The sequence below is a fragment of the Prevotella sp. CAG:255 genome (assembly GCF_000431195.1).
GTDB lineage: Bacteria > Bacteroidota > Bacteroidia > Bacteroidales > Bacteroidaceae > Prevotella > Prevotella rara.
This window is the reverse complement of the sequence record NZ_HF986768.1, coordinates 1-23,720: the sequence shown is the minus strand read 5'-3', so window position 1 is coordinate 23,720 and position 23,720 is coordinate 1. Positions and strand designations below refer to the sequence as shown.

Annotated in this window: 16 protein-coding genes and 1 pseudogene; 9 read left to right on the top strand and 8 right to left on the bottom strand. The window is 43.0% G+C overall.

The annotated features are described in order from the left end of the window. Positions 1 to 255, top strand: a pseudogene (locus QVO66_RS01540) (hypothetical protein); the annotation flags it as partial. 173 nt (positions 256 to 428) lie between these two features. Here the strand turns inward: QVO66_RS01540 and queC are convergent. Next, on the bottom strand, positions 429 to 1,097 hold the full coding sequence (gene queC / locus QVO66_RS01535) for a 7-cyano-7-deazaguanine synthase QueC (protein WP_021853615.1): 669 nt from the start codon (positions 1,095 to 1,097) through the stop codon (positions 429 to 431). A gap of 478 nt (positions 1,098 to 1,575) precedes the next feature. Between queC and QVO66_RS01530 the strand changes: the two genes are divergently transcribed. From QVO66_RS01530 to QVO66_RS01520, 3 genes are all read left to right on the top strand, one after another. Then, a complete protein-coding gene (locus tag QVO66_RS01530) occupies positions 1,576 to 1,713 on the top strand; it encodes a hypothetical protein (protein WP_021853614.1) in 138 nt (45 codons plus the stop codon). 43 nt (positions 1,714 to 1,756) lie between these two features. Continuing rightward, complete coding sequence (locus tag QVO66_RS01525; protein ID WP_021853613.1) at positions 1,757 to 3,826, top strand: fimbrillin family protein; 2,070 nt, start codon at positions 1,757 to 1,759, stop codon at positions 3,824 to 3,826. Positions 3,827 to 4,508: 682 nt separating this feature from the next. Next, positions 4,509 to 5,756: a phosphoglycerate kinase gene (locus QVO66_RS01520; RefSeq protein ID WP_021853612.1), complete on the top strand. Its 1,248-nt coding sequence runs from the start codon at positions 4,509 to 4,511 to the stop codon at positions 5,754 to 5,756. Between the two features lie 858 nt (positions 5,757 to 6,614). Here QVO66_RS01520 and scpA read toward each other — a convergent pair. Further along, complete coding sequence (gene scpA, locus QVO66_RS01515; protein ID WP_021853611.1) at positions 6,615 to 8,762, bottom strand: methylmalonyl-CoA mutase; 2,148 nt, start codon at positions 8,760 to 8,762, stop codon at positions 6,615 to 6,617. Beyond that, positions 8,759 to 10,615, bottom strand: coding sequence for a methylmalonyl-CoA mutase small subunit (mutA, locus tag QVO66_RS01510; RefSeq protein ID WP_021853610.1), 1,857 nt, complete (start codon positions 10,613 to 10,615; stop codon positions 8,759 to 8,761). Before mutA ends, scpA begins: the two co-directional genes overlap by 4 nt. A 357-nt stretch (positions 10,616 to 10,972) precedes the next feature. Here mutA and QVO66_RS01505 point away from each other — a divergent pair, with 357 nt between their 5' ends. The 5 genes from QVO66_RS01505 to QVO66_RS01485 all read left to right on the top strand — a co-directional run bounded on the left by QVO66_RS01505 (position 10,973) and on the right by QVO66_RS01485 (position 16,027). Then, positions 10,973 to 12,661 carry a putative transporter gene (locus tag QVO66_RS01505; RefSeq protein ID WP_021853609.1) on the top strand — a complete coding sequence of 563 codons (1,689 nt, stop codon included), beginning with the start codon at positions 10,973 to 10,975 and terminating at the stop codon, positions 12,659 to 12,661. A 23-nt stretch (positions 12,662 to 12,684) separates the two neighbouring features. Beyond that, positions 12,685 to 13,650: an OadG family protein gene (locus QVO66_RS01500; protein ID WP_021853608.1), complete on the top strand. Its 966-nt coding sequence runs from the start codon at positions 12,685 to 12,687 to the stop codon at positions 13,648 to 13,650. Between the two features lie 49 nt (positions 13,651 to 13,699). Continuing rightward, positions 13,700 to 14,152, top strand: a complete 453-nt coding sequence (locus QVO66_RS01495) for a biotin/lipoyl-containing protein (protein ID WP_021853607.1) — start codon at positions 13,700 to 13,702, stop codon at positions 14,150 to 14,152. A gap of 10 nt (positions 14,153 to 14,162) precedes the next feature. Further along, positions 14,163 to 15,320 carry a sodium ion-translocating decarboxylase subunit beta gene (locus QVO66_RS01490; RefSeq protein WP_021853606.1) on the top strand — a complete coding sequence of 386 codons (1,158 nt, stop codon included), beginning with the start codon at positions 14,163 to 14,165 and terminating at the stop codon, positions 15,318 to 15,320. A 107-nt stretch (positions 15,321 to 15,427) separates the two neighbouring features. Next, positions 15,428 to 16,027, top strand: coding sequence for a response regulator transcription factor (locus tag QVO66_RS01485; protein ID WP_021853605.1), 600 nt, complete (start codon positions 15,428 to 15,430; stop codon positions 16,025 to 16,027). A gap of 512 nt (positions 16,028 to 16,539) precedes the next feature. On the opposite strand, the gene QVO66_RS01480 is transcribed toward QVO66_RS01485, so the two are convergent. The 5 genes from QVO66_RS01480 to QVO66_RS01460 all read right to left on the bottom strand — a co-directional run bounded on the left by QVO66_RS01480 (position 16,540) and on the right by QVO66_RS01460 (position 22,926). After that, positions 16,540 to 16,929, bottom strand: a complete 390-nt coding sequence (locus tag QVO66_RS01480; protein WP_021853604.1) for a hypothetical protein — start codon at positions 16,927 to 16,929, stop codon at positions 16,540 to 16,542. Positions 16,930 to 17,078: 149 nt separating this feature from the next. After that, positions 17,079 to 18,866, bottom strand: a complete 1,788-nt coding sequence (locus QVO66_RS01475; protein WP_021853603.1) for a hypothetical protein — start codon at positions 18,864 to 18,866, stop codon at positions 17,079 to 17,081. A 241-nt stretch (positions 18,867 to 19,107) separates the two neighbouring features. Beyond that, a complete protein-coding gene (nrdG, locus tag QVO66_RS01470) occupies positions 19,108 to 19,581 on the bottom strand; it encodes an anaerobic ribonucleoside-triphosphate reductase activating protein (RefSeq protein WP_021853602.1) in 474 nt (157 codons plus the stop codon). Between the two features lie 90 nt (positions 19,582 to 19,671). Continuing rightward, the gene (nrdD, locus tag QVO66_RS01465) at positions 19,672 to 21,783 is read right to left on the bottom strand and encodes an anaerobic ribonucleoside-triphosphate reductase (protein WP_021853601.1); all 2,112 of its coding nucleotides are present in this window, start codon (positions 21,781 to 21,783) and stop codon (positions 19,672 to 19,674) included. 186 nt (positions 21,784 to 21,969) lie between these two features. After that, positions 21,970 to 22,926, bottom strand: coding sequence for a LuxR C-terminal-related transcriptional regulator (locus QVO66_RS01460; protein WP_053399235.1), 957 nt, complete (start codon positions 22,924 to 22,926; stop codon positions 21,970 to 21,972). Positions 22,927 to 23,720 lie beyond the last annotated feature (794 nt).

The window sequence follows — 23,720 nt, the reverse complement described above, 5'->3', positions numbered from 1 at the left end:
TCTAACAATATGTGTTGCGGAATTAAGGTCAACGTATTCTGCGAAGGTGGTTTCGGATACAAGCACTACAACGGAGCTGACGACGTATTGTCTATAGGATTGAAACCGGGCGTTGAGCTCAAGGTTGATAAATTTAGCCTTGTTGCACGTGTTGGCTTCATCGGATATACAAAGAACGACAACACTGACGTAAGTGCCTGGGGTATGGACTTCGACGGAAACAATATTTCACTAGGTGTATATTATAACTTCTAAGTTTCTAATAATAACACAAAATAAAAAACAGGTTGCGTCTTATTTGACGCAACCTGTTTTTTATATCTGCAAAAATTAATATCCAAAGTGCAAATCCAGACACTCCTATCTGGCAAAGCCAACATGATTTATACGAACCTACAGCCTGTATAAACCTATTATAATAAGTAAAATCAATAATACTGATGCCAACCTTCATATATGGTAGGATCATCTATCCCGGCATCACGCAAAGCTTCTTTACGTTCAACACAGGTGCCGCACTTGCCACAATGCTTCTCTCCGCCCTTATAGCAGCTCCATGTCTCTGCATAGTTTATGCCTAAAGCCTTTCCCCTGCGTGCAATATCCGTCTTGGTTATATCGGTATATGGAGCCATGACCTCAATGCCCGGATAAGTTCCAAGTCTTGTGGCGTCGCTCATCGCCTTGATAAAGTCAGCACGGCAGTCAGGATAAATGGCATGGTCGCCTCCATGATTTGCAATCAACACATATTTAAGTCCGTTGCTCTCCGCTATACCGGCAGCAATAGAAAGCATAATGCCGTTTCGGAACGGCACCACCGTAGACTTCATGTTTTCTGCCTCATAATGGCCTTCGGGTATAGCCTCCGCTCCCTCAAGCAACGAACTTTTAAAATACTTGCCCATGAAATCCAGGTCAATAACAATGTGCTTTATTCCTAATCTTTCACAATGCAACTTTGCAAATGCAATTTCACGCTTATTATGGTTGCTGCCATAATCGAAAGAAACACCTAAAGCTATCCGCTCCCTCATTTCATACAGCAGCGTAACGCTGTCCATTCCACCGCTCACGATAATAATAGAATCTTTCATATCGTCTATATTTTTTATATAATAATCATCAAAATAAGCACAACACACACAACGTGCCAACTAAACACGCAGGCAAACCAACGTAAACTACGTTCTTGCGTTTTTCTATTTATGGCGTAAAATTAATAATAAAAAATGTAAATCTGATATATTTCAGCTATAAATTTACACATAAAGTTAATTCTGTTTATACACTACTATTACTATGCATTGCCACTATCATACACTAAAAGCCGTTTCCGTAAGCATGCCAAGTCTACTTGTTAAAAAGTTTCATCAAATTTACAAAAAATAACACTAAATATAGCAGACATAGCAAAAAACCTCATACCTTTGTTTTACCGCAGACGAATAACATCATATTATTAAAACCGCAATAAGATTTACGATTAAAAAGCAAAACGCACAAAGTCATTACAATATACAATATGATTTTTACCTGAATAAGCTTATAACAATAATTTAAAATTATAAAATTATGAAAACTAAAGAAGAAAATTACGAATCACCATCATGCAAAACCATCGAAATTGAAGCAGAACAGATTATCTGTGGAAGCGGAGACGGTGAAACGGCCACACACGAAGGCTTTGAAGAAGAAGAATATGAATGGTAAGTATATTTCAGACAAGAAATTAAAGACATAAACTTAGACAAAAATGACAAGCAACACTAATATGATCAGCATTCTGTGTTTTGCAGCAATGCTGACTGCATTTGTGTCGTGTACCGAAGACGAAAAGGACGACACACAATCCGGCAAAAAAGTTTTTACAAGTTTTGTTGCGGGCTCAGGCAGCATAACCCGCACTCAGCTCACTGAAGGCAACAGCGTTGAATGGGAAACAGGTGATGAAATTTCATTATTCGACCCGTCTGACAACAACCGCTTCAACACATCACAAAGCGGACCATCTGTTACGTTTACCGGTATGGCAGACGAAACGAGTTCAACGTATTACGCTCTGTATCCTTATGATGCGAAGGCTACAATTTCAGGCACAACAATAACTACATCGCTTAATGCCACTCAGACATCAAAAGCAGGAAGTTTTGCCAAAGGCCTTAATCCGTCAGTAGCAACAACCACCAACAGGGAACTGGCATTCAAGAACACATGCGCCGTGGTGAAGTTCACACTGAACAGCGGCAACAATGTGGTGAAAAAGGCTGTGTTCAGAGGCAATGGCGGAGAACCCTTAGCCGGCACCATTGTAATAGATGCAGCATCAAACGATCCTTCGGCTTCAGTACAGGCAGAGGGAGCAGCTTCAGAAGTGACGCTTACGGGCGACTTCATTTCAGGCAGTACATACTATCTCGTTGTAGCACCGGGCACGCTAAGCAACGGACTGACTCTGACATTATATGACGAAAACGGCAATGGCTACATGCGTTCAGGCAAGAAAGAAACAAATCTTACTGCCGGACACATACTTGATTTAGGTACGATAAATGCCGAAACATTTGCTTCATACTCTAAAACGGACGGCACATACCACATATTCAACGCCGCCGGTCTGGAGGAATGGGCAAAACAAGAAGACTGCCTTACAAGCAACGTTGTCATAGAAAACGACATTGACATGTCCGGTATAAGCTGGAAACCTGTCGGCACAGATATGCAAAACGGATATTCAGGCGACTTCAACGGGAACAACAAAACTATCAACGGATTAAGCATAAAGAGCGAAGCCTCAAACATAGGGTTCTTCAGCGGACTGGGCTCCAATGCCAAAGTGCATGACATCAAATTTACAAATGCATCGGTAGAAGGAAACCTATCTTCATCGTATGCCGGCGTTGTTGCAGGTGCAAGCTTCGGCATAATCAACAATTGCGACATAAACAAGGCTACGGTAACAGGATATTGTGCGGGGGCGATAACGGAAAACAACAGCGTGCAGGTTAACAACTGCGACGTATCAGACGCAACCGTCAGTGCAAATAACATCGCCGGAGGCATTGCCGCTTTAAATTACGGTAAAATTGAATACTGCACAGTATCTGGCAGTTCTACAATTACAGCTGGCGGTACCAGCTCACGTGCAGGAGGCATCGTAGGCTCAACATCGCAAGAAAGCGGAATCGAGACAAGCGGCAGACTATTGAAATGTGCAGTAGACGGCGCAACCATATCAGGCGTATTGGCCGGAGGCATTGCCGGAGAAAACAGTTTCGGAATTGTAGCCCAATGCGTGGCAAACCGTTTAAATATAACATCAAGCACATCAAAAGAAAGTGTGCGTCTTGGCGGCATTGTTGGCTATAACACACGTGGAGATGTCGTAGCCAGCTACTCCGCCTACTCAACCATTGGAGACGCATCTTTACAGGCAGAAGCCATGGGAGGAATTGTCGGTTATAGCTACAACAGTTCTGCCTATGTTTATGGTTGCTATTCAACCCATGTAGGATTTTACGGCAGCGTCAGCGGCGAAGAATCAGGCATAGGCTCTATCGCAGGATATACAAGCGGACATGTCACATCTTGCTATGCAGTGCTGCCTGACGGCATTACAGCCATAAAGCTTGTCGGCAAATCCACACCAAATACTCTTGACCATTGCCTTGAAGCCGGAGAAAACAATTACGAAGCACTAATCGATAACGTAACAGACCTTAATGCTGCCGACGGCTCTACATGGAAAGCTGAAAACATATGGGAACTGACCGCAGGAACAACTCCTGCAATTGAATCAGACTATATAGGAGAAAGCGCCAACTAAGCGTTGTCGTAAAACTGTAAGCAGCAGAACATCCCCATCAAAAATCTTGTTCATAAAGAGATGATGTGGATGTTTTTTATCCCAAATCAGTCACTAGGATTCGGTCTGTATTATTGCTTTATATTGAGCGGATTTTCATTAGATTTTTCGCAGGCACAGTAGACTATATCAAGAAAATATGACAAAAAGACGCCAATAGAAACAAAAAGACTGGCTGAAAGCATCAATACACAAAATTGATAAAGTAATATGCGGTCTAATTTCCGATTTAGGTTTATGCCTTCAGACAAAGCTTTCTAATCAGGAACTATCAGACATGGCTGCAAGTTACACAGCTTGCAGAAAAAATGGAACGCTCATAATTGCCTTTGAAATTCCAGCATTCAGCATAACAGCATGTACGCATTAAGACCGCAGCACACCCAAAATTCAAAGGTGCAGAAATACTATATCACATAGGAATAAGAAAAATCAGCAGACTGTTAACACCAGAGTTTTGCAATAACGGCAAAGAAATATTTAATGCCCGATTGCTAAGCAGAGGTTACATTCAGATTAACATCATGTCAAAAATTTTAAAATAATCATTTACACTTAATTGTATATCAATTAAAATTGCTAACTTTGCGTGCAAAATAAAAACTGACAGTTTATAACTTATATAAAATAAATAGAAACTAATATGAAAATCGATCAATTCAATTTTGCCGGTAAGAAGGCTATTGTCCGTGTTGACTTCAATGTGCCATTGGATGAAAATGGTAACGTTACAGACGACACACGTATCCGTGGTGCCCTGCCTACACTGAAGAAAATTCTTGCAGACGGTGGTAGCGTTATTATGATGAGCCACATGGGCAAGCCAAAAGGTAAGGTTAACCCTAAAATGTCACTCAGCCAGATTGTTAAGAACGTTTCTGAGCACCTGGGCGTTGAAGTGAAATTTGCCCCTGACTGCGCAAATGCAAGTGCTGAAGCTTCTGCCCTGAAACCAGGAGAGGCACTTCTGCTCGAGAATCTGCGTTTCTATCCTGAAGAAGAGGGAAAACCCGTAGGAATAGACAAAGAAGACCCTGCATACGATGCTGCAAAGAAAGAAATGAAAGAGCGTCAGAAAGAATTTGCAAAGAAACTTGCTTCTTACGCTGACTGCTACGTAATGGACGCATTCGGTACAGCTCACCGCAAACACGCATCAACAGCTGTTATCGACGAATACTTTGACGGCGACCACAAGATGCTGGGATATTTGATGGAAAAAGAAGTTAACGCCGTTGACAATGTTCTCAGCAACATCAAGCGTCCGTTCACTGCCATCATGGGTGGTTCTAAGGTATCTACAAAGATTGGTATCATCGAGAACCTGCTCGGAAAAGTTGACAACCTGATTCTGTGCGGCGGTATGACATATACATTCGCAAAGGCTCAGGGCGGTAAGATTGGTAACTCTATCTGCGAGAACGACAAGCTGGACGTTGCTCTTGATGTTATCAAGAAGGCAAAAGAGAACAATGTTAACTTGGTTCTGGGTACAGACTGCGTTGCTGCTGACGACTTCTCTAACGATGCAAACACACAGGTTTGCATGTCTGACAACATTCCCGAAGGCTGGGAAGGCATGGACGCAGGTCCTGAGACACGCAAGGCATTTGCTGATGCAATCAAAGACGCCAAGACAATTCTGTGGAACGGTCCTGCCGGTGTATTTGAGTTTGAGAAATTCACTGACGGTTCAAGAGCAATTGCTGAGGCTATAGCAGAAGCTACATCTAAGGGAGCATTCTCTCTCATCGGCGGTGGCGACTCTGTTGCTTGTATCAACAAGTTCGGTATGGCAGACAAAGTGTCATACATCTCTACCGGTGGTGGTGCTCTGCTCGAAGCTATCGAAGGAAAAGTTCTTCCCGGTGTTGCTGCTATCAACGAATAATACATTCTTAAACAGCATAAATAAAGGCGTCTGTAATTACTACAGATGCCTTTTTATTTTTATTATATCCACAAAGCACTTTTCTTAGCACCTATACATAAAATTGTTGCTTGGAAAAATATGCGTATCAAATATAAAGTATTGACAACCAATAACAGTTATAAGTTTAACAGAAGTCAACTTTAATCAGGGAAAGGACTCTTTGAAGTCAACCAAATTTGGGAAAAGACAATGCAATAACTGTAAAAAGTTTTTAAGAAACTCATCACTCGTCACATCATCAGATAACTGCCTGTGATCCAAACATTTGCGATGTGACGAGTTAAGATTTCAACTCATCACACATGGCTTGCATGGTATTTGCGTGATGAGTTCAAAACGCAACTCATCACGCTGTAATACTTTGACATACAATATGTTAAGCGTAAATGTGACGAGTGACGAGTTTCTTAAAAACTTTTTTTTGTATTATATGCCATAGATATCTATGGCATCCGCAAAAGGTGTGCTTTTGTGATGTAAAAAGCCGTATTTTATCATGTAAAAGCATACATTCTGTAATTCGATTTGCCACGTTTCACAATACGAAAAACATTATATTCATACAACGATAAACACAAATTGTAATTAGGCTGCATATAGTTTCATCTGTTTGGGGCATCTATACTTTCTGTCGACTATTTGTTTTCTATTGCCGCTTTTCTTAGTCACAGTCTAATATAGTTGCAAAGAATTAAAAATGCGATCAATATAAAACAGAAATACGGGCTGGACCATAATGCCCGATTGGGGCAAATAAAAATGGAGCCGTAAAAAAATCTACGGCTCCACGTTTATATAATACTGCAATCAATAAACTTATTCTTTATCGAGCAAGATGTTCATCATCTCACATGCAGCTTTGGCAACAGAAGTACCAGGACCAAAGATTGCAGCAACGCCTGCCTTATAGAGGAAGTCGTAATCCTGTGCAGGAATAACACCTCCGGCAATTACCATGATATCCTCACGTCCAAGTTTCTTCAGCTCCTCAATAAGCTGCGGAATGAGAGTCTTGTGTCCTGCAGCAAGAGAACTTGCACCTACGATATGAACGTCGTTCTCTACAGCCTCACGAGCAGCCTCGGCCGGGGTCTGGAACAACGGACCCATGTCGACGTCGAAACCACAGTCAGCATATCCTGTTGCAACAACTTTAGCACCACGGTCGTGACCATCCTGTCCCATCTTAGCTATAAAGATACGTGGACGGCGACCTTCCTTCTTTGCAAACTCTTCTGTCAACTCACATGCCTTAGCAAAGTCTGAGTCGTTCTTACTTTCTGATGAATACACGCCTGAAATTGTTCTAATAACTGCTTTATAACGGCCAACGATTTCCTCGCAGGCATCACTTATCTCACCGAGAGTTGCTCTTGCCTTGGCACACTCAACAGCCTTTTCAAGAAGGTTGCCCTCGCCAGTGCGGACACATTCTGTAAGAGCAGCAAGTGTCTGCTTAACTTTCTCGTTGTCACGGTTTGCGCGCAACTGAGCAAGTCCTTCTTCCTGCTCCTGACGAACAGCTGAGTTGTCAACCTCAAGAATATCAATAGGATCCTCGTGCTCAAGACGATACTTGTTTGTGCCGACAATGGTCTGTGCACCGCTGTCGATACGGGCCTGAGTGCGGGCTGCAGCCTCTTCAATACGCATCTTAGGCACACCGGTTTCAATAGCCTTAGCCATACCGCCAAGCTTCTCGATTTCCTGAATATGCTCCCATGCCTTATGAGCAAGCTCATTTGTAAGGCTCTCAACATAATATGAACCAGCCCACGGATCGATATGCTTGCAGATCTTTGTCTCATTCTGGATATAGATCTGAGTATTACGTGCGATACGTGCAGAGAAGTCAGTAGGCAGTGCAATAGCCTCATCAAGAGCATTGGTGTGCAAGCTCTGTGTATGGCCCAAAGCAGCTGTCATAGCCTCGATACATGTACGGCCTACGTTGTTGAACGGATCCTGCTCTGTTAGCGACCAACCTGATGTCTGAGAGTGTGTACGCAACATAAGAGACTTAGGATTCTTCGGGTTGAACTGCTTGATAACCTTAGCCCAAAGCATACGTGCGGCACGCATCTTGGCAACTTCCATGAAGTGGTTCATTGAGATACCCCAGAAGAAAGACAGACGCGGAGCAAAAGCATCGATATCGATACCTGCATTGACACCGGCACGAACATACTCAAGACCGTCGGCAATTGTGTAAGCCAACTCGATATCAGCCGTAGCACCGGCTTCCTGCATGTGATAACCGGAAATAGATATTGAGTTGAACTTAGGCATCAGCTTTGACGTATAGCCAAAGATATCGCTGATGATTCTCATTGAGAATGCAGGCGGATAGATATATGTGTTGCGCACCATGAACTCTTTCAGAATATCGTTCTGAATTGTTCCGGCCATTTCTTCAAGCTTAGCGCCCTGCTCCAGTCCGGCAACGATATAGAATGCCATAACAGGAAGAACAGCACCGTTCATTGTCATTGAAACAGACATCTTGTTCAAAGGAATTCCGTTGAACAAAACCTTCATATTTTCAACAGAACAGATAGACACACCTGCCTTACCTACGTCACCAACTACACGTGCGTTGTCTGGGTCGTAACCACGGTGGGTAGGAAGGTCGAACGCAACAGACAAACCTTTCTGTCCACTTGCCAAGTTGCGGCGATAGAATGCGTTACTCTCCTCTGCAGTTGAGAAACCGGCATACTGACGGATAGTCCACGGGCGGAAAGGATACATCATGCTGTACGGACCACGCAGGAAAGGAGGAAGTCCGGCTGTATAGTCGAGGTGCTCCATGCCCTCAAGATCTTCTTTTGTATATACGGGCTTAACCTCTATGTGTTCAGGAGTTTTCCAATTAGGAGTTATCCCGTTGGCTTTCTGCCATTCGTTTCCATCAACAGGATTTATTCCTGAAAATATATCGATGTCTTTAAAATTCTTTCTCATTTTATACCCAATTTAGCGTTATACTCTTTCAATGTTTCAAGAACGTTGCAACGTACGTGTATGAAGTTCTCTATGCCGGCAGCCTTAAGGTCTTCCATGCAAGCAGGGGCACCGGCAACAACAAACATGGCTCTGCCGTCAAGATACTTGTATGCAGGAATTGCATATTCTGCATACTCGTCATCGCTTGAGCACAGAACAACAATGTCTGCACCGGCTTTCAATGCGGCATCAACACCTTCTTCGACAGTGCTGAATCCAAGGTTGTCAACGACCTTATAACCGGCACATGCCAAGAAGTTACAACTAAACTGAGCACGAGCCTGACGCATGGCAAGATTACCGATAGTAAGCATAAATGCAACAGGCACTTTCTCGCTGTTTTCAACCTTTATACGAAGGTCTTCATAATCAGCAGCCAGACGTGAAGAGTTGATAGACTTAAATGCAGCCTCATGTTCATCTCCACAAGAGCAACAACATGTCAGCGCACGCTTGCCTTCAGACTTTTCTGTAAAGTTCGGGAACTGGTTTGTACCAAGGATAAATTCCTTACGCTTTGCAGCAGCCTCATGGCGCTTGGCGTTGGTAGCATTTATATCGTCCTGAATCATGCCCTTCTTTGCAGCTTCAAGGAAGCCGCCGTTATCTTCTACGTTCAGGAAGATCTTCCATCCTTCGTTAGCAAGAGATGTTGTAAGTTCCTCGATAAAGTAGCTTCCTGCACCTGGGTCAACAACCTTGTCAAAGTGGCTTTCCTCTTTAAGCAACAGCTGCTGGTTACGTGCTATACGCTCTGAGAACTCATTAGGTGTTTCATATACAGCGTCGAACGGAGTTACGACAATAGAATGAACGCCAGCCAATGCAGCACTCATTGTCTCTGTCTGAGAACGGAGCAGGTTAACATAGCTGTCGAACAATGTCATATTGTATTTTGAAGTAACGGCATTAACGCACATCTTGCATGACTCATCGCTCTTCGGCTCATACTGCTTAACGATTTCAGCCCACAGCATACGTGCAGCGCGGAACTTGGCAATCTCCATAAAGAAGTTTTCAGAAATGCCCATGTTGAACTTTATCTTACTTGCAGCGAGATCAACATCAACACCAGCCTCAACGAGCTTGTTAAGATAATCATTTCCCCATGCCAAAGCATATCCTAATTCCTGAACGATATAAGAACCGGCATTATTCAAAGAAACAGCATTAACTGCAATGCAACGGAAATTAGGATAAGCGGCCAAAGCCTTTACAAGTTCAGGAGCTATGTCCAGGATCGGAGTAACGTCCTTTCCCTTCATAACAACCTTCTCCATAGGATCCCAGTCAAGAGAGCCTACAATCTTAGCCTTATCATAGCCTTTCTGCTCAAAATACTCTGTAAGGATCTGAGCCAAAGCCAATGTATGACGTTTGCATGTGCAGAAATTCAGTTCAACGGCATCACATACGATACCATCCAACAGAGTCTCTACAAAATCCTTATTTACATTATCTCCGGAAATCTTGAATCCCAGAGAGTCAATACCCTTGTTGAGCAAGCTTAAGGCTTTCTCATTAGCAGTCTTGGCGTCATCTACCTTAATATTCTGGCGCACATACCATTCGTTGTCATTCTTTTTGTTACCGCGAACAAAAGGAAATTCTCCTGGTAAAGATTCTGGTGTCTTCAACTTTTCAACATCCTCTCTTAAATAAAAAGGCTGCACGTTGAAACCCTCGTTCGTACGCCATACAAGGCGTTTATCAAAATCGGCACCTTTCAGATCGACCTGAATCTTATCAAGCCATTCTTGCTTGGAAGGCGCAACAAACTCAGTAAAGAGCTTTTCTTTGCAGTTTGACATAAGTGTAATATTATATAAGTTGTTTTATGTTTTTATATATCAGCTTCGTTAACACGGCAAAGGACACGATGCGTGAGACAGGGCATTATAAATGCGGCTAAGGCTCACACGCATTCTAACCGTCAAATATAGAACACACAACGACCAAAATGACAAAATGAAATCATCACACTTGGAAATCACGTAATTCTATTTTGCAAAGATAGTATTTTTTCAAACAAACGACAAAAAAAGAACAGAAATTAATTTATAACCGTGAAAAATACAAAAACGGGAAAATTAGGCATAAAATAATTGCACAAAAATTATTAAATGAGTAATATTTTATCTACTTTTGCAAAATCGTAAAAACATGTTATGGATTGGCTGATTAATTTATTTACTACTACAGATTCAGTGGCACACATAGTGCTGCTCTATGCGATTGTGATTGCCGTTGGAGTATACCTTGGGAAAATAAAAATCGGAGGTATTTCCATCGGAGTGACATTTGTACTCTTTGCAGGTATTGCCGCAGGACATATTGGCTTTACCGCACCAACAAACATTCTATCATTTCTCCAAGAGTTCGGACTGATACTCTTTGTGTTCATGATCGGACTTCAGGTCGGTCCTGGTTTTCTGGAGAGCTTCAGAAAAGGCGGAATAACCCTTAACCTCCTGTCAACCGTAATGGTTGTTCTGAACGTTATTGTGATGTTTGCATGTTATTACATCTTCTTTGACACATCAGACCCTAAGAACTTACCGATGATGGTGGGTACTCTTTATGGTGCAGTAACAAACACCCCGGGTCTTGGAGCTGCCAATGAGACGCTCTACTCTATCTTCGACAAAGGCGAAGTGCCACAGATAGCCTCTGGTTATGCCTGTGCATATCCATTAGGTGTACTGGGCATTATCGGAGCAACAATTGCCATAAAATACATATTCGGTATAAAGTTGGAAAAGGAGGAGGAAGAGTTGGCCAAAGAAGAAGAGGACAATGATGACGTAAAGCCTCATTTTATGGATCTTGAGGTAACCAATCTATACCTTGAAGGAAAGACATTGGCTCAGGTCCACAACTTCCTTAACCGCGACTTCGTATGTTCACGCATATTGCATGACGGACACGTAAGCATACCTAACGGTAGCACCATCTTCCATATTGGCGACAAACTGTTTGTTGTTTGCGCTGAAAATGACGCAGAAGCTATCATTGCATTTATCGGTCCGACAATAAATGTCGACTGGAAAAAGCAGGATGAGCCTATGGTCAGCAAGAGAATCCTTGTTACCCGCTCTTCAATAAACGGAAAGACTCTCGGACAGATGCATTTCTCAAGTGCCTATGGAGTAAATGTCACTCGTGTCACACGTCAGGGTATGGACTTGTTTGCCATCCCTAGCCTGTCATTACAGGTTGGCGACCGCATAATGGTTGTAGGACCAGAAGACGCTGTAAATAGAGTGGCTGCCGTTATGGGAAACTCTATCAAGCGTCTCGATGCTCCTAACATCGCAACAATATTTGTCGGAGTATTTATCGGTATTCTTTTCGGAAGCATACCTGTGGCCATTCCTGGTATTCCTGTACCTATAAAATTAGGTATAGCCGGAGGACCGCTTATCATAGCCATCCTTATCGGACGCTACGGCTACAAAGTGCATCTTGTAACGTACACTACGACAAGTGCCAATATGATGCTGCGAGAAATAGGATTGATGCTATTCTTGGCAAGTGTCGGAATCAAGGCCGGTGACGGATTCCTTGAGACTGTGATACAAGGAGACGGAGTTAAATATGTATACACAGGTTTCTTGATAACCATTATACCTATTCTTATTATAGGCATCATTGCAAGAAAGAAATATAAATTTAATTATTTCACAATAATGGGTATGATTGCAGGAACATACACCGACCCACCTGCACTTGCTTATGCTAACTCTATATGTTCGAAGGAAGCGCCATCAATAGGATATTCTACAGTTTATCCGCTGAGCATGTTCCTTAGAATATTCACTGCACAAATCATTGTGCTGTTCTTCTGCGGAATATAATTACTTAATTTTAATACTCTAATATGAAAAAGTTTGGTTTACTGCTTTGTACCATGTTTGCCGGCATTCTGACGATGTATGGCCAAGGAGCCAAAAACATTAAGATAAATGAAGTGCTGACAAACAACACAGCTAACCTTCAAGACGAATTCGGAAACAGAAGGGCCTGGATTGAATTGGCCAATACTTCTTTTTCCACTTATGACGTACGCGGTATGTACATCACAACAGACCGCAGAGTTCTTAACAAAGGACTTTCTGTTCCGCAACGCATCAAGATGATGAGTTGTATTCCTAACGGAGACAACCGCACATCAATGTCTGCGCGCGAACATTTGCTGTTCTTCTTCAACAGCAATCCTTCTCACGGTACACTACATTTGTCAGCCCAGATCAGCAAGGACAAGCCTACTTGGATTGCGCTCTATGACGGAAATGCCGTCGACATTATCGACTCAGTAACAGTTCCGCCATTGGCTGCCAACCAGTCTTATGCACGAATTAAAGACGGTGCCGACCAATGGGCTGTTAAAACGTCTGACTGCGTAACACCCGGAATTGAAAATTACATCCACGCAAATGAGACAAAGATTGCCAAACTGAAAAGAGAAGACCCACACGGATTTGGTATAACAGTTCTGTCAATGGGCATTGTGTTCTCTTGTCTCGCACTGCTGTATGTGTTCTTCAGAATATTAGGTCTGTTTATGGCACATAAACAAGCCATTAAGAAAGCCGGCAAGATTCAGCCTATCAAGGCAGCTGTGAAAACAGGTGAAAAGATTGCCGAAACCGGACATAAGACTAAGGTTATCCTTAAAGACGGTTTGCAGACTGGAGGTATCGACAAAGAAATTTATATCGCCGTCATCGCCATGGCACTGAAACAATACGAAGATGACGTACACGATATAGAAAGCAACGTGATAACGATCAAACCTCACCATACATATTGGAACATTCATCCAGAAGAACCAATAATACCTTAATAGGAAAAACAACAATAATATTTACTAACACCTTTAACAAAATAAAGAAATGAACAAATATCAATATAAAGTACAAGGCGTTGACTATGACGTTGAGATCGTGGATGTAGAAGGCAACATTGCCAAAGTTAATGTAAACGGCATTTCATTCGAAGTGGAGATGAAACGTCCTATTAATCCGGCAACAAAGCCTCATAAGCCTAAGGTTGCTGCTCCGGTAGCTCCTGCTGCTCAGCCTGTTGCTGCTCCGGTAGCCGACAAGCCCAAAGCTGAAGCTCCAACTGGTGCAGGAATGAAGGTTACTGCTCCGCTGCCAGGAACGATCACAGACATCAAAGTTAAAGTTGGCGATACTGTGAAAGACGGTGACACTGTAATAATACTAGAAGCTATGAAGATGCAAAACAATATCGAAGCAGAATGCAGCGGTACTGTTACATCTGTTTTAGTAAACAAGGGTGACACCGTAATGGAAGGTGATGCTTTAATAACAATCGGATAATTTAACTACCATGGGATTTATAGATTTTATTCAAAGCAATTTTTATGATTTCATTACCTATACGGGATTCGCAAATGCCGAAGTGGGTAACATCATCATGATTGCTGCCGGCATATTCTTCATATGGCTGGCCATTAAAAAAGACTTCGAACCATTGCTGCTTGTTCCAATCGGCCTTGGCATCATCCTCGGAAACATTCCGTTCAAGGCTGAAGCCGGACTTGAAATAGGACTCTACGAAGACAATTCTGTACTTAACATATTCTATCAGGGTGTACGTCAAGGATGGTATCCTCCTTTGGTATTCCTTGGCATTGGTGCAATGACAGACTTCTCTGCACTGATCAGCAACCCTAAGCTTATCCTTATCGGAGCTGCAGCTCAGTTTGGTATCTTCGGAGCTTATATGCTTGCACTTGCATTCGGATTTGAGCCTAATCAGGCTGCTGGTATCGCCATCATCGGTGGTGCCGACGGTCCTACGGCTATCTTCCTGTCATCCAAACTGAGTCCGAACCTCATGGGAGCCATTGCAGTATGTGCTTACTCATACATGGCACTGGTACCGGTTATCCAGCCTCCTTTGATGCGTCTGCTCACAACAAAGAAGGAGCGTGTAATCCACATGAAGCCGGCACGCCACGTAAGCCAGACAGAGCGTATTATGTTCCCTATTATCGGTCTGTTGCTTACTACATTCATCGTTCCGTCAGGTCTGCCGCTGCTCGGTATGCTGTTCTTCGGTAACCTTCTGAAAGAATCAGGCAAGACAACACGTCTGGCAAAAACTGCAGGCAGTTCACTGAACGATATCGTCGTAATATTGCTCGGCCTTACAGTAGGATGCTCAACACAGGCAAGCGAGTTCCTCACAATGAACACAATATTCATCTTCGTTCTGGGTGCATTCTCTTTCATCGTGGCATCTACATCAGGAGTACTCTTCGTGAAACTGATGAACCTGTTCTTGCCCAAGAGCAAGAAGATAAACCCGCTTATCGGTAATGCCGGCGTCAGCGCCGTACCTATGAGTGCGCGTATATCAAACAATCTGGGACTCGAATACGACCGCCACAACTTCCTCCTGATGCACGCTATGGGTCCGAACGTAGCAGGAGTTATCGGTTCAGCCGTTGCTGCCGGTGCTCTTCTCGGATTCTTGTCATAAGGATATAAAATTAAAATTCAATCAAAGGTATAAATTAAAATGTAGGGACAAACTGATGTTTTTGTCCCTACATTTGTTTTCAACAGATAACATAACACACATCACATATGTACAGCAAATTTCCTCAGATATCCATAATCGACAGCAATACGCTTGCAGCCATTGGGCTGAAAAGCATACTACAGAATATTATTCCCATGATGTCTGTCGAAATATTCAATTCAACCCAGGATTTGCTGAACGCACAACCGGATAAATTCTATCATTATTTTGCCTCAGCTAACATCATTCTTGAAGATAAAGACTTTTACTTAAGTAATATAAAGAAAACAATCATGCTGACAAGTTCGTCAGCTGATATTAACCAACAGCTTACAGCCTTTCATTGTCTATATACAGACAAGAAAGAAAACGAGCTTATCAAATCTCTTTTATGGCTCGAACAAATGGCCCACTCAGAAGGACGCCATCTGCCAAAGACCAATGCCATGAGGCACGCCAAAATTCTTTCTGACAGAGAAATTGAAGTGATGTCCCTTATTGTCAAAGGGCTTATAAATAAAGAAATTGCCGACAAACTTAACATCGGCCTGTCTACAGTTGTAACACACCGCCACAATATCATGGAAAAGCTCCAAGTGAAAAGTGTGTCGGCACTTACCATCTATGCTGTAATGAACGGTTACGTAAATATTAGGGACATCTGACGTCAAACTACGATGCACAGCTCCCACTCCCCTAACAATAGTCAAGAGGATTATACACAAAGTCTGTAACAAAAAACGATTTTATCCAAAATAACAAATTGCCCACAGGATTAACGATTCAGCATTCAGCCAAGAAAATCGTATATTCCATAACGACCTTTTATCTTAGTTTATACACGCAAAGAGTCGCTTTACATGAAAGATTTATGCGGCAGCATAACATAATCACATTTTTTTGATATCATCTTAAAGATGTAAAGACTGCATTTTATCGTTAGTTAGCAATAACCATCTGTCAAAATACCAAAAGAAAAACAGCAGCAGCCTGTATTAATTAATACAAAACTGCTGCTCTTTCATATATATATAAAAGTTTTGTGCCGATTGAGAGAAAATCTCAATTTAACCCGTCCGTGCAATAATCAACAAGCCCTAATTCGAGAGAGATTTAGACTCTTAGTTTAAAATGTAAACATAGGTATTACACGGACATATATTTTATAAAGTATAATTTATTCTATAACAAGAGTACATGTATAAATATACTCACCATCATTCATCAAAAGCTCATAAGTGCCTTTAAGGTCTGAAGGAAGGCTTGTATTGTATGCACCTCCGGCAATATAGTCAGTAAAGACAACACCGCTTTCATCAGAAAGTTCAAGCGACATTTCTGTAAACTGTTCATACAGATAAAGCGTATTGCCGTCAATACTTATAGTCAGCGGTGCCATAGGGGCCCGCGGCACCTGATTGCCCACACTACTCTCATCAACTTTTGTTGATGTCAGATGTAGCTGATTACCTATATAATGAATCTCATCTAAACCTGCGGCACTAGCCTTAACGGTAAATAACAAAAACAATATGCTAAATACCAAACATGCTTTAATTACCTTCATCACGCTATTTTGATTTTTCTGCAAAAATAGGCAACAAGCACTAATTCAGCAAATTATCGCTGAAATAAAACTTCACAAAACTTCACAAAATTCACCTAAACCTTATATTCCCATTTATATAATTAAAATTCCTATTTTTCTGCCCTACATCAGAACTCTTCCTTCATATAAACATCAAAGTCTTTCGCGGAACCCTCTCTGTTTGAGAGCTTTAGCAACAATCTCTTACGGATATTTGCAATGTCAGATAATTTTCTTCCAGTCAGTATTCCTATTTCTGAAGGTGCGAATCCCAGTCTTACCAGAACGCAAATCTCATATTCGCCATTCTTCAATGTGTCTTTATACTCAGCAAGTTCGGGAAGCTCTTTTGATACGAACTTATACAATTCTTTCCAATCTTCAAAAGCAGGAGATGCCATAACTTTCTCGGCAAAATAATGAAATCTAATGACAATTGACGAGTTATACAGTTCCACATTCTTTTTCTTTCTATACCTCTCCTGACTGTTTTTGTCATATTCAGATATCTTTCTCTGCAGATCTTCCACAGCAGCGGTTTTTTCCTTTACCAGCTGCTCTATCTCTCCCTCGTATTGTCGCAGCAGTACATTCAGATCTTCTTTCGTCTGCTTGAGCATTCGTATATTCTCCCTATGCTTCCTGTTCTCCAGCTCCATCTCGTGCCATTCTTTCTGCATCCGTTCATTCTCTTTTTCCTTAAAGAGCAATTTTCTATAATAGAAAACAAAGAACACTAACAGAATCACTACAAACGAAGCAACAATAAGCACAATCGCCAACAATGCATTGTCTGCCCTCTCTCTCTCATCGGATGCAATACGCTGCTGCTGACCATAGTCATATAGCGCTTTCATATGCAACAGCTTTTCAGTGGTCATACAGGCATAGGCCGAATCATTTGCCACGCGGGCCATCTCTGTATACTTCACCAAAGAGTCTGCCTGATTAAGCTGTTTATAAAGGGCTGCCAACCCGCGGCATGCACTCTCCGTATTGCTGAAACTTGACGAACAGCTCAGACCTTTGCGAAAAAAATACTCGGCTGAATCTACTTTATTTATTCCCAGATAATATCCTCCCTTATATGAATAATACACATCGCGCCCCTCTTCTGCCATTTTATCATTACCGCCGGCAAAGACGTATCTGTCGTATATGTCCATATATTCTTTTGCAGCTGAATAGTTTTCGCAGCGCAGCATCTGATGAACCAAAGCCCCGACAGCCAACGCAGCATGTGCAGAATATCCATACTGTGAATATAACGCCGCCACGCGCTCTCTGACTGCCTTAACCGAGTCAGGCATATTTAGCAGATAGTAGGCATTGGCACGCTGTTCATGAAAGACCAATGCCGACAAAGTGTCACCGGCAGTCATGGCATAACGCTCTGCAATGGCAAATTCCTTAAGGGCATAATATGGGATTTCCTGCTTAAGGAACAGATTGGCCGCCTGTCCGTGTATACGGCATAGCAGACGATAGTCGCAGTCGGCGCTGGTTGTATCGGCCTGCTCCGCTGCTTTATTAAAATATTGCAAGGCCAAAGGCGAATCGCCTAAGTCGCGGTACACGCTGCCCATAAGATAATAGGCCAGCATACGGTCGTCTGCGTCTCCTTCACTTTCATAATATTCAACGATATTGCGCATCACGCTGTCTGACGTAAACATCACTCCGGCGCTGTTCTGAGCTTTTGTCCTCAATAGTCCTAAGCGCATTCTGCTGTCCGTTGACATATTTTCGTTGCGCGCTGTAATGCTGTCTATAAATGCCATAGCTGCCGCCGGATCCGACTGCGACAGGCTGTCTGCCATAACAACAGACTTAGAGATACCGGTTCTTCCACACGAAACAACACCTAAAGCTATTGCCACAACCGACAATATATATATAGCCAAACGATTGTTCATTGACGCTTTCATTCTTTTGCGAATACAAAAATAGCCTTAAAAATCAAGACGCGCAAAAATTTACACTATTTTTACAATGCCTCTGTGATATCCTTATGCAAAAATTCACCTTATTATATATGTCTGCCAAGCAAGCTAACAACCGACTACCCCCCCGCAAGCAATGTGGCTACCGGTGAAAACAAAGCGTCCGGTGCACTTACGCACCGGACATCATAGATATCAAATAAGAAAAAAACTTTCAGTCTTTTCCACTCCAGAATCTGTATGTTATATCAGTAAAGCCGTCGCCCGAAGCACGCTTGTAAAGCCGCTGATTTGTCGTGCGGCTCTTCAGGCATCCAAGATGCTCTATATACGGGCCCACCTTTATATAGTCGAAGTCAGCCTTGTTCACAGCCGACGATATCCTCGTGCGGCCGCTATACCAGCCTACCTTCATTTTAGGATATGCCTTATGCACATAGCGGGCAAGCATATCTACATACTCAGGCTCCGAGTCGCCGCCCATAAAGCAGATGCACGTTATGTCGTCGCCATACTCCCGTATAAAGCCATCGAGCACCAGGGGCGTAAGCGGTTCGCCCACATCGCCCCAAAGATAGCGGCTGTGGCAGCCGGGACATCGGCACGGACAGTTGGATATGTTCACCGCAAGTGTAACCTCGTCAGGTATCTCCTGAAACACCACACCGGTGTTAACGTATTTAAGCATGTATATGTCTTTACTTTAAGTTTTTAGTTCTCTTTGTCATCCCCGGTATGGCGCGTAATACGCCTGCCGGCATTTCAGCTACCGACACGACTACTCTGATACGGCCATCTTGTCCTTACCGGCATAGTATCTGCGCGCTGCCTCCTCCTGACGTGCTGCAGAGAAATTGCTAACACGCTTCAGGTATCCTATTATTCGCGTCATGTAATCAATGTTCTTGCTGTGGCAGTGAGGACATTCCTTCAGATAGCGTTTGTCTATGTGGCCGCAGTCGTTGCATATAGTGTTAGGAATGTTGAACGTGAAATAGTTGCATCCCTCCTTGGCTGCCACCTTGAGCAGCTGGCGGTATTGTGCCTTCGACAGATGCTCGTCCAGGTTCATATGCAGCGCCGAGCCGCCCGTAAGGTGCTGTATGTATGGTGCTCCGTGCATCTTAAACTTGTCTATGATGTTCAGCGAATCGTCCTCAACAACATAGAAATAGCTGTTGTAGCAGTCGCGCGGCACGAAGTAGCCGTCTTCCCTGTCCCATTTGGCATGCTTAACTCCAACGTTCTCTGCCGGAATCATCTCGCAGTTGAACAGCACGTCTTTCGAACGGTATTGCTTGTTATATTTCTCCACAAGTCCGAGCACAGTCTGTACAAATGCCAGATAATCAGGATTGTCGGTTATCTGCAGGCCCATAAACTCGGCAGCCTCCACAAGTCCGTTGATACCTATTGTGAGATACTGTCTGCCTATGTTGATATATCCGGCGTCAAACAGCGGCAGCATGCCGTGGCGCTGCAGTTCCTTGAGGTTTTCGTTGTATGCCAGCTGCACCTTGTGCGTAAGGTCGATCACGTCAGACAGGAACTCCTTATAGTCCATCTTGTTGTTCACGGCATACTGTATGCAGCGGTTGAGGTTTATTGTCAGCACGCTCTTCGAGCCAGTAGACACGCCGCCCGCACCAAGCGTATAGCTGAAGCCGTTGTCCTGTATCTCGTTTCTCAGTCGGCAGCATGAACTCAGCGAGTCGGCATTGTCACTCATGTATGTAAAGAACGAGTGGCCTTCTGAATACATCTCTGCCGTAAAGTCGCCCCACTCCTTGTCTATCACGTCGCCGTCCTTGGCCAGCAGCGCCATCGTCTCAACAGGGAATGTCAGCACGGTCTTTGTGCGTTCCTTGTTAAACCATTTCATAAAGCGCTTCTGCAGCCAGCTTAGTCCGTCCCAGTCGGGCTTGCTGCCGTCAGGGAAGTAGAAGTCGCCGAACAGGCTCTCAAAGTATGGTTTGTCATAATATGCTATGTTCCAGAACACAGCCTGATAGTTGCGTGCGCCCGTAGGCTGGTTAATAGAGTAGACAATCTGCTCAAAGCAGTCGGTAACCATCTTGTCTATGGTGCGCTTCTTCATCGACAGGTCTACCACTTTGTCGGCCTCCTTCCAGTAGTCTTTTCCGTACTCAAGACCGATAAAATAGTTGAGATACATCAGAAACTCGGGTGTGGCGCATGCTCCGCTCAACATGCTCGACACCATGAACACCATATTGACAAAGCCGCCGCAGAACGACTTGAGGTTTGTGGGCGCCGTAGAGTTTCCGCCTATCGACGTAGTGCCGCCTATAAGCCACGGATACATCGTTATCGATGCACAATAGTTGGCCAGGCTCGTCTCGTCGTTCTTATATATAAAGTGGTGGTTAAGCAGGTCGATATACTTGTCTGCAAGCTCCTTTCCGTACATCTTCTTTATACGGTCGGTCAGCAGACGGCGGTTAAGGCGTATGAAGTTCGACTTTGGCAGCTCGCCTATGAGCGTTGCTATGTTTTTATGCTCAACGTTGGCGTTGGCGTCATATTTTGAGCCGGTTGCCGCATTTGCCGCATCGCAGTAGTCTGTCAAAAATTTCAACTTCTCCATTGTCTCGCGGTCTTCGGTGTGCCTCTGTCTGTACAGCATGAAGCTCTTTGCCACCTTGTAGTATCCCTCCTTCATCAGGGCCTCTTCAACCTGGTTCTGTATGTCCTCCACCTTTATGCCCTCGTGCATATCCAAGTGGCTGATTATCTTTGAGATACAGCCTAGGTCGGCAGGTTCATTCACTGAGTTGAACGCCTTGATTATGGCATTCATTATCTTGTCAAGACTGAAACGGTCTGTGCTTCCGTCGCGCTTCGTGATTGTAAAATTCTTTATTTCCATATTCTTGATTTTGGAAAACTTTTTCAAAAATATTTTCGCAAAAGTTTTCCATTTTTGTCAACTTCGCAAATAAATTTCTTCAAAAAGTTTTCTTTTTAATTCTTTTTCGAGTGCAAATATAAAACAAAAAATCGATACAGCGTACCGATTTTAACACAAAAATTCATGACCGTTTTAAATCTTCTTTCAGAGTTTCACAGAAGATATGTCCACCAGATTGTTCACAATGGCATATATCGTCAGGCCTGCGGGGCTGTGTATCTGCAACTTACGCGCGATGTTGCGCCTGTGGGTTATCACGGTGTTGATAGAAATACAAAGATGGTCAGCAATCTCTTTGTTGGTCATTCCCTGCACCAAGCTCACTATAACGTCTTTCTCGCGGTCGCTCAGCGTCTCGCTGTTATTAGGATTACGGCTTATCATTTTCGAAATCTTCACGCTCACGTCGTTCTGCTTAAACTTGCGTTCAAGGTTGCGTATGGCCGGTATGAATATGCAATCTTCCACCATCGAATGGTTTTGCAGCCACTCTTCGTTGTTATACAGGTCATATAGCGTGGCCGTCAGCCGGTTGTTGTGCTGTATGTCGCTCGGCAGATACTTTATTATAATGTTCTTCAGCTCTCTCAGCTTCAGGTCTATCTGTCCGTGGTGCTTCGAGAAGGTTTCTATGTCATACTCATTGTTCACCTTGTTGTTAAGCAGATCGTCCACATATGGAAAGACAGTCTTCTCCTCATACTCCATGTGGTGCCTTATCTCGTGGGCATATTCGTCATAAAGCTTCATTATCAGCCGCGCCAAGTTGTCGTTTTCGTCGAGCGCAGCCTCAAGTTCCTTTCTTATCGACGGAAGCTGAAAATTGAGATAATATTCGTGCGACGCCTTGAGATAGTGTATCAGCGTGGGTATCGAAAATCGTCCGCCGTCGTCAAAGTCGCGATAGCCGTTTATCGAGAAGTTCACCACAGCAAGAAACGTATATGTGTCTACATTCTGATCTTCACAAACCTCACGCACCGTCTTGTCGCCGAAGCCGAGATTTATGCCAAACCTGCCAAGGCTTTGCAGTATGTTATAGTTGTCGGCAATCAGAGATATCATCTTGTCGTCGGCTTCATACATCTTGTTATTTTTCATCGTCCGCTAAATGTTTATCTGTCTTTATGACCCGAAGCAGTCGTGCCTCCGTTATGTTGTCTGCAAAATAACAAAAATTATCTGAAACTTGCAATCATAATAAATAGGTATTTTGTCGTCATCCGCCATACTTCATCATACCTATTTTTTATGGCACGGACATTCATTCAATACAAATAACAGCGTATATCGTGCCATAGAAGGCATTAAACTTTTACCGGTCTGACCCCTTTTAATCCAAATCTGTTATTAGGATTAGCTATGGATTTTGCTTTATTTTGAGTTGGTTTTCGTTAGATCTTTCGCAAGCATTTTTATAATTCACAATTCATAATTAGCTACGCTGAACTTCGTTTCACAATTGGCTATGCCGAAGTTAAAGGAGTTAAAGCCAAATGCCTTGTGGGTATTATCTATTTTGGGCATTTGGATTTTTCACTCTTCCCTCTTCGTTTTTCACTTAATAACGTTTCTTTATTTGTAAATATTTCTGATGTTTTCCGTCCGTTTGACGCTCTCAGAATAGCGATGCTCATCGCAAGTCTGTGATTTGGCGTGAAAAACAGCAAAAACCAGGTTTTATAGTTAAATCGCTGTCATTCAATACCTTATGCCGTTTCAGGTTCAAAACTTCAACAGTTAAAAAATATTACTCTGCCGTTTACGCTCCAAAAGTGGCTGACTTATACTCTCAAAAGCATCCTTTAATCACTCTAAAACCATGCTTTTACGGCTCAAAATCCATGTTTTTTGCCTCATTATCCATCCTGATAAGCAAACGAATGTTAACCATT

Bases quoted from the DNA above. Each gene is read 5' to 3' on its own strand.
- queC (WP_021853615.1), bottom strand. From the start codon at position 1,097: ATGAAAGATTCTATTATTATCGTGAGCGGTGGAATGGACAGCGTTACG.
- QVO66_RS01530 (WP_021853614.1), top strand. From the start codon at position 1,576: ATGAAAACTAAAGAAGAAAATTACGAATCACCATCATGCAAAACCATC.
- QVO66_RS01525 (WP_021853613.1), top strand. From the start codon at position 1,757: ATGACAAGCAACACTAATATGATCAGCATTCTGTGTTTTGCAGCAATG.
- QVO66_RS01520 (WP_021853612.1), top strand. From the start codon at position 4,509: ATGAAAATCGATCAATTCAATTTTGCCGGTAAGAAGGCTATTGTCCGT.
- scpA (WP_021853611.1), bottom strand. From the start codon at position 8,762: ATGAGAAAGAATTTTAAAGACATCGATATATTTTCAGGAATAAATCCT.
- mutA (WP_021853610.1), bottom strand. From the start codon at position 10,615: ATGTCAAACTGCAAAGAAAAGCTCTTTACTGAGTTTGTTGCGCCTTCC.
- QVO66_RS01505 (WP_021853609.1), top strand. From the start codon at position 10,973: ATGGATTGGCTGATTAATTTATTTACTACTACAGATTCAGTGGCACAC.
- QVO66_RS01500 (WP_021853608.1), top strand. From the start codon at position 12,685: ATGAAAAAGTTTGGTTTACTGCTTTGTACCATGTTTGCCGGCATTCTG.
- QVO66_RS01495 (WP_021853607.1), top strand. From the start codon at position 13,700: ATGAACAAATATCAATATAAAGTACAAGGCGTTGACTATGACGTTGAG.
- QVO66_RS01490 (WP_021853606.1), top strand. From the start codon at position 14,163: ATGGGATTTATAGATTTTATTCAAAGCAATTTTTATGATTTCATTACC.
- QVO66_RS01485 (WP_021853605.1), top strand. From the start codon at position 15,428: ATGTACAGCAAATTTCCTCAGATATCCATAATCGACAGCAATACGCTT.
- QVO66_RS01480 (WP_021853604.1), bottom strand. From the start codon at position 16,929: ATGAAGGTAATTAAAGCATGTTTGGTATTTAGCATATTGTTTTTGTTA.
- QVO66_RS01475 (WP_021853603.1), bottom strand. From the start codon at position 18,866: ATGAACAATCGTTTGGCTATATATATATTGTCGGTTGTGGCAATAGCT.
- nrdG (WP_021853602.1), bottom strand. From the start codon at position 19,581: ATGCTTAAATACGTTAACACCGGTGTGGTGTTTCAGGAGATACCTGAC.
- nrdD (WP_021853601.1), bottom strand. From the start codon at position 21,783: ATGGAAATAAAGAATTTTACAATCACGAAGCGCGACGGAAGCACAGAC.
- QVO66_RS01460 (WP_053399235.1), bottom strand. From the start codon at position 22,926: ATGAAAAATAACAAGATGTATGAAGCCGACGACAAGATGATATCTCTG.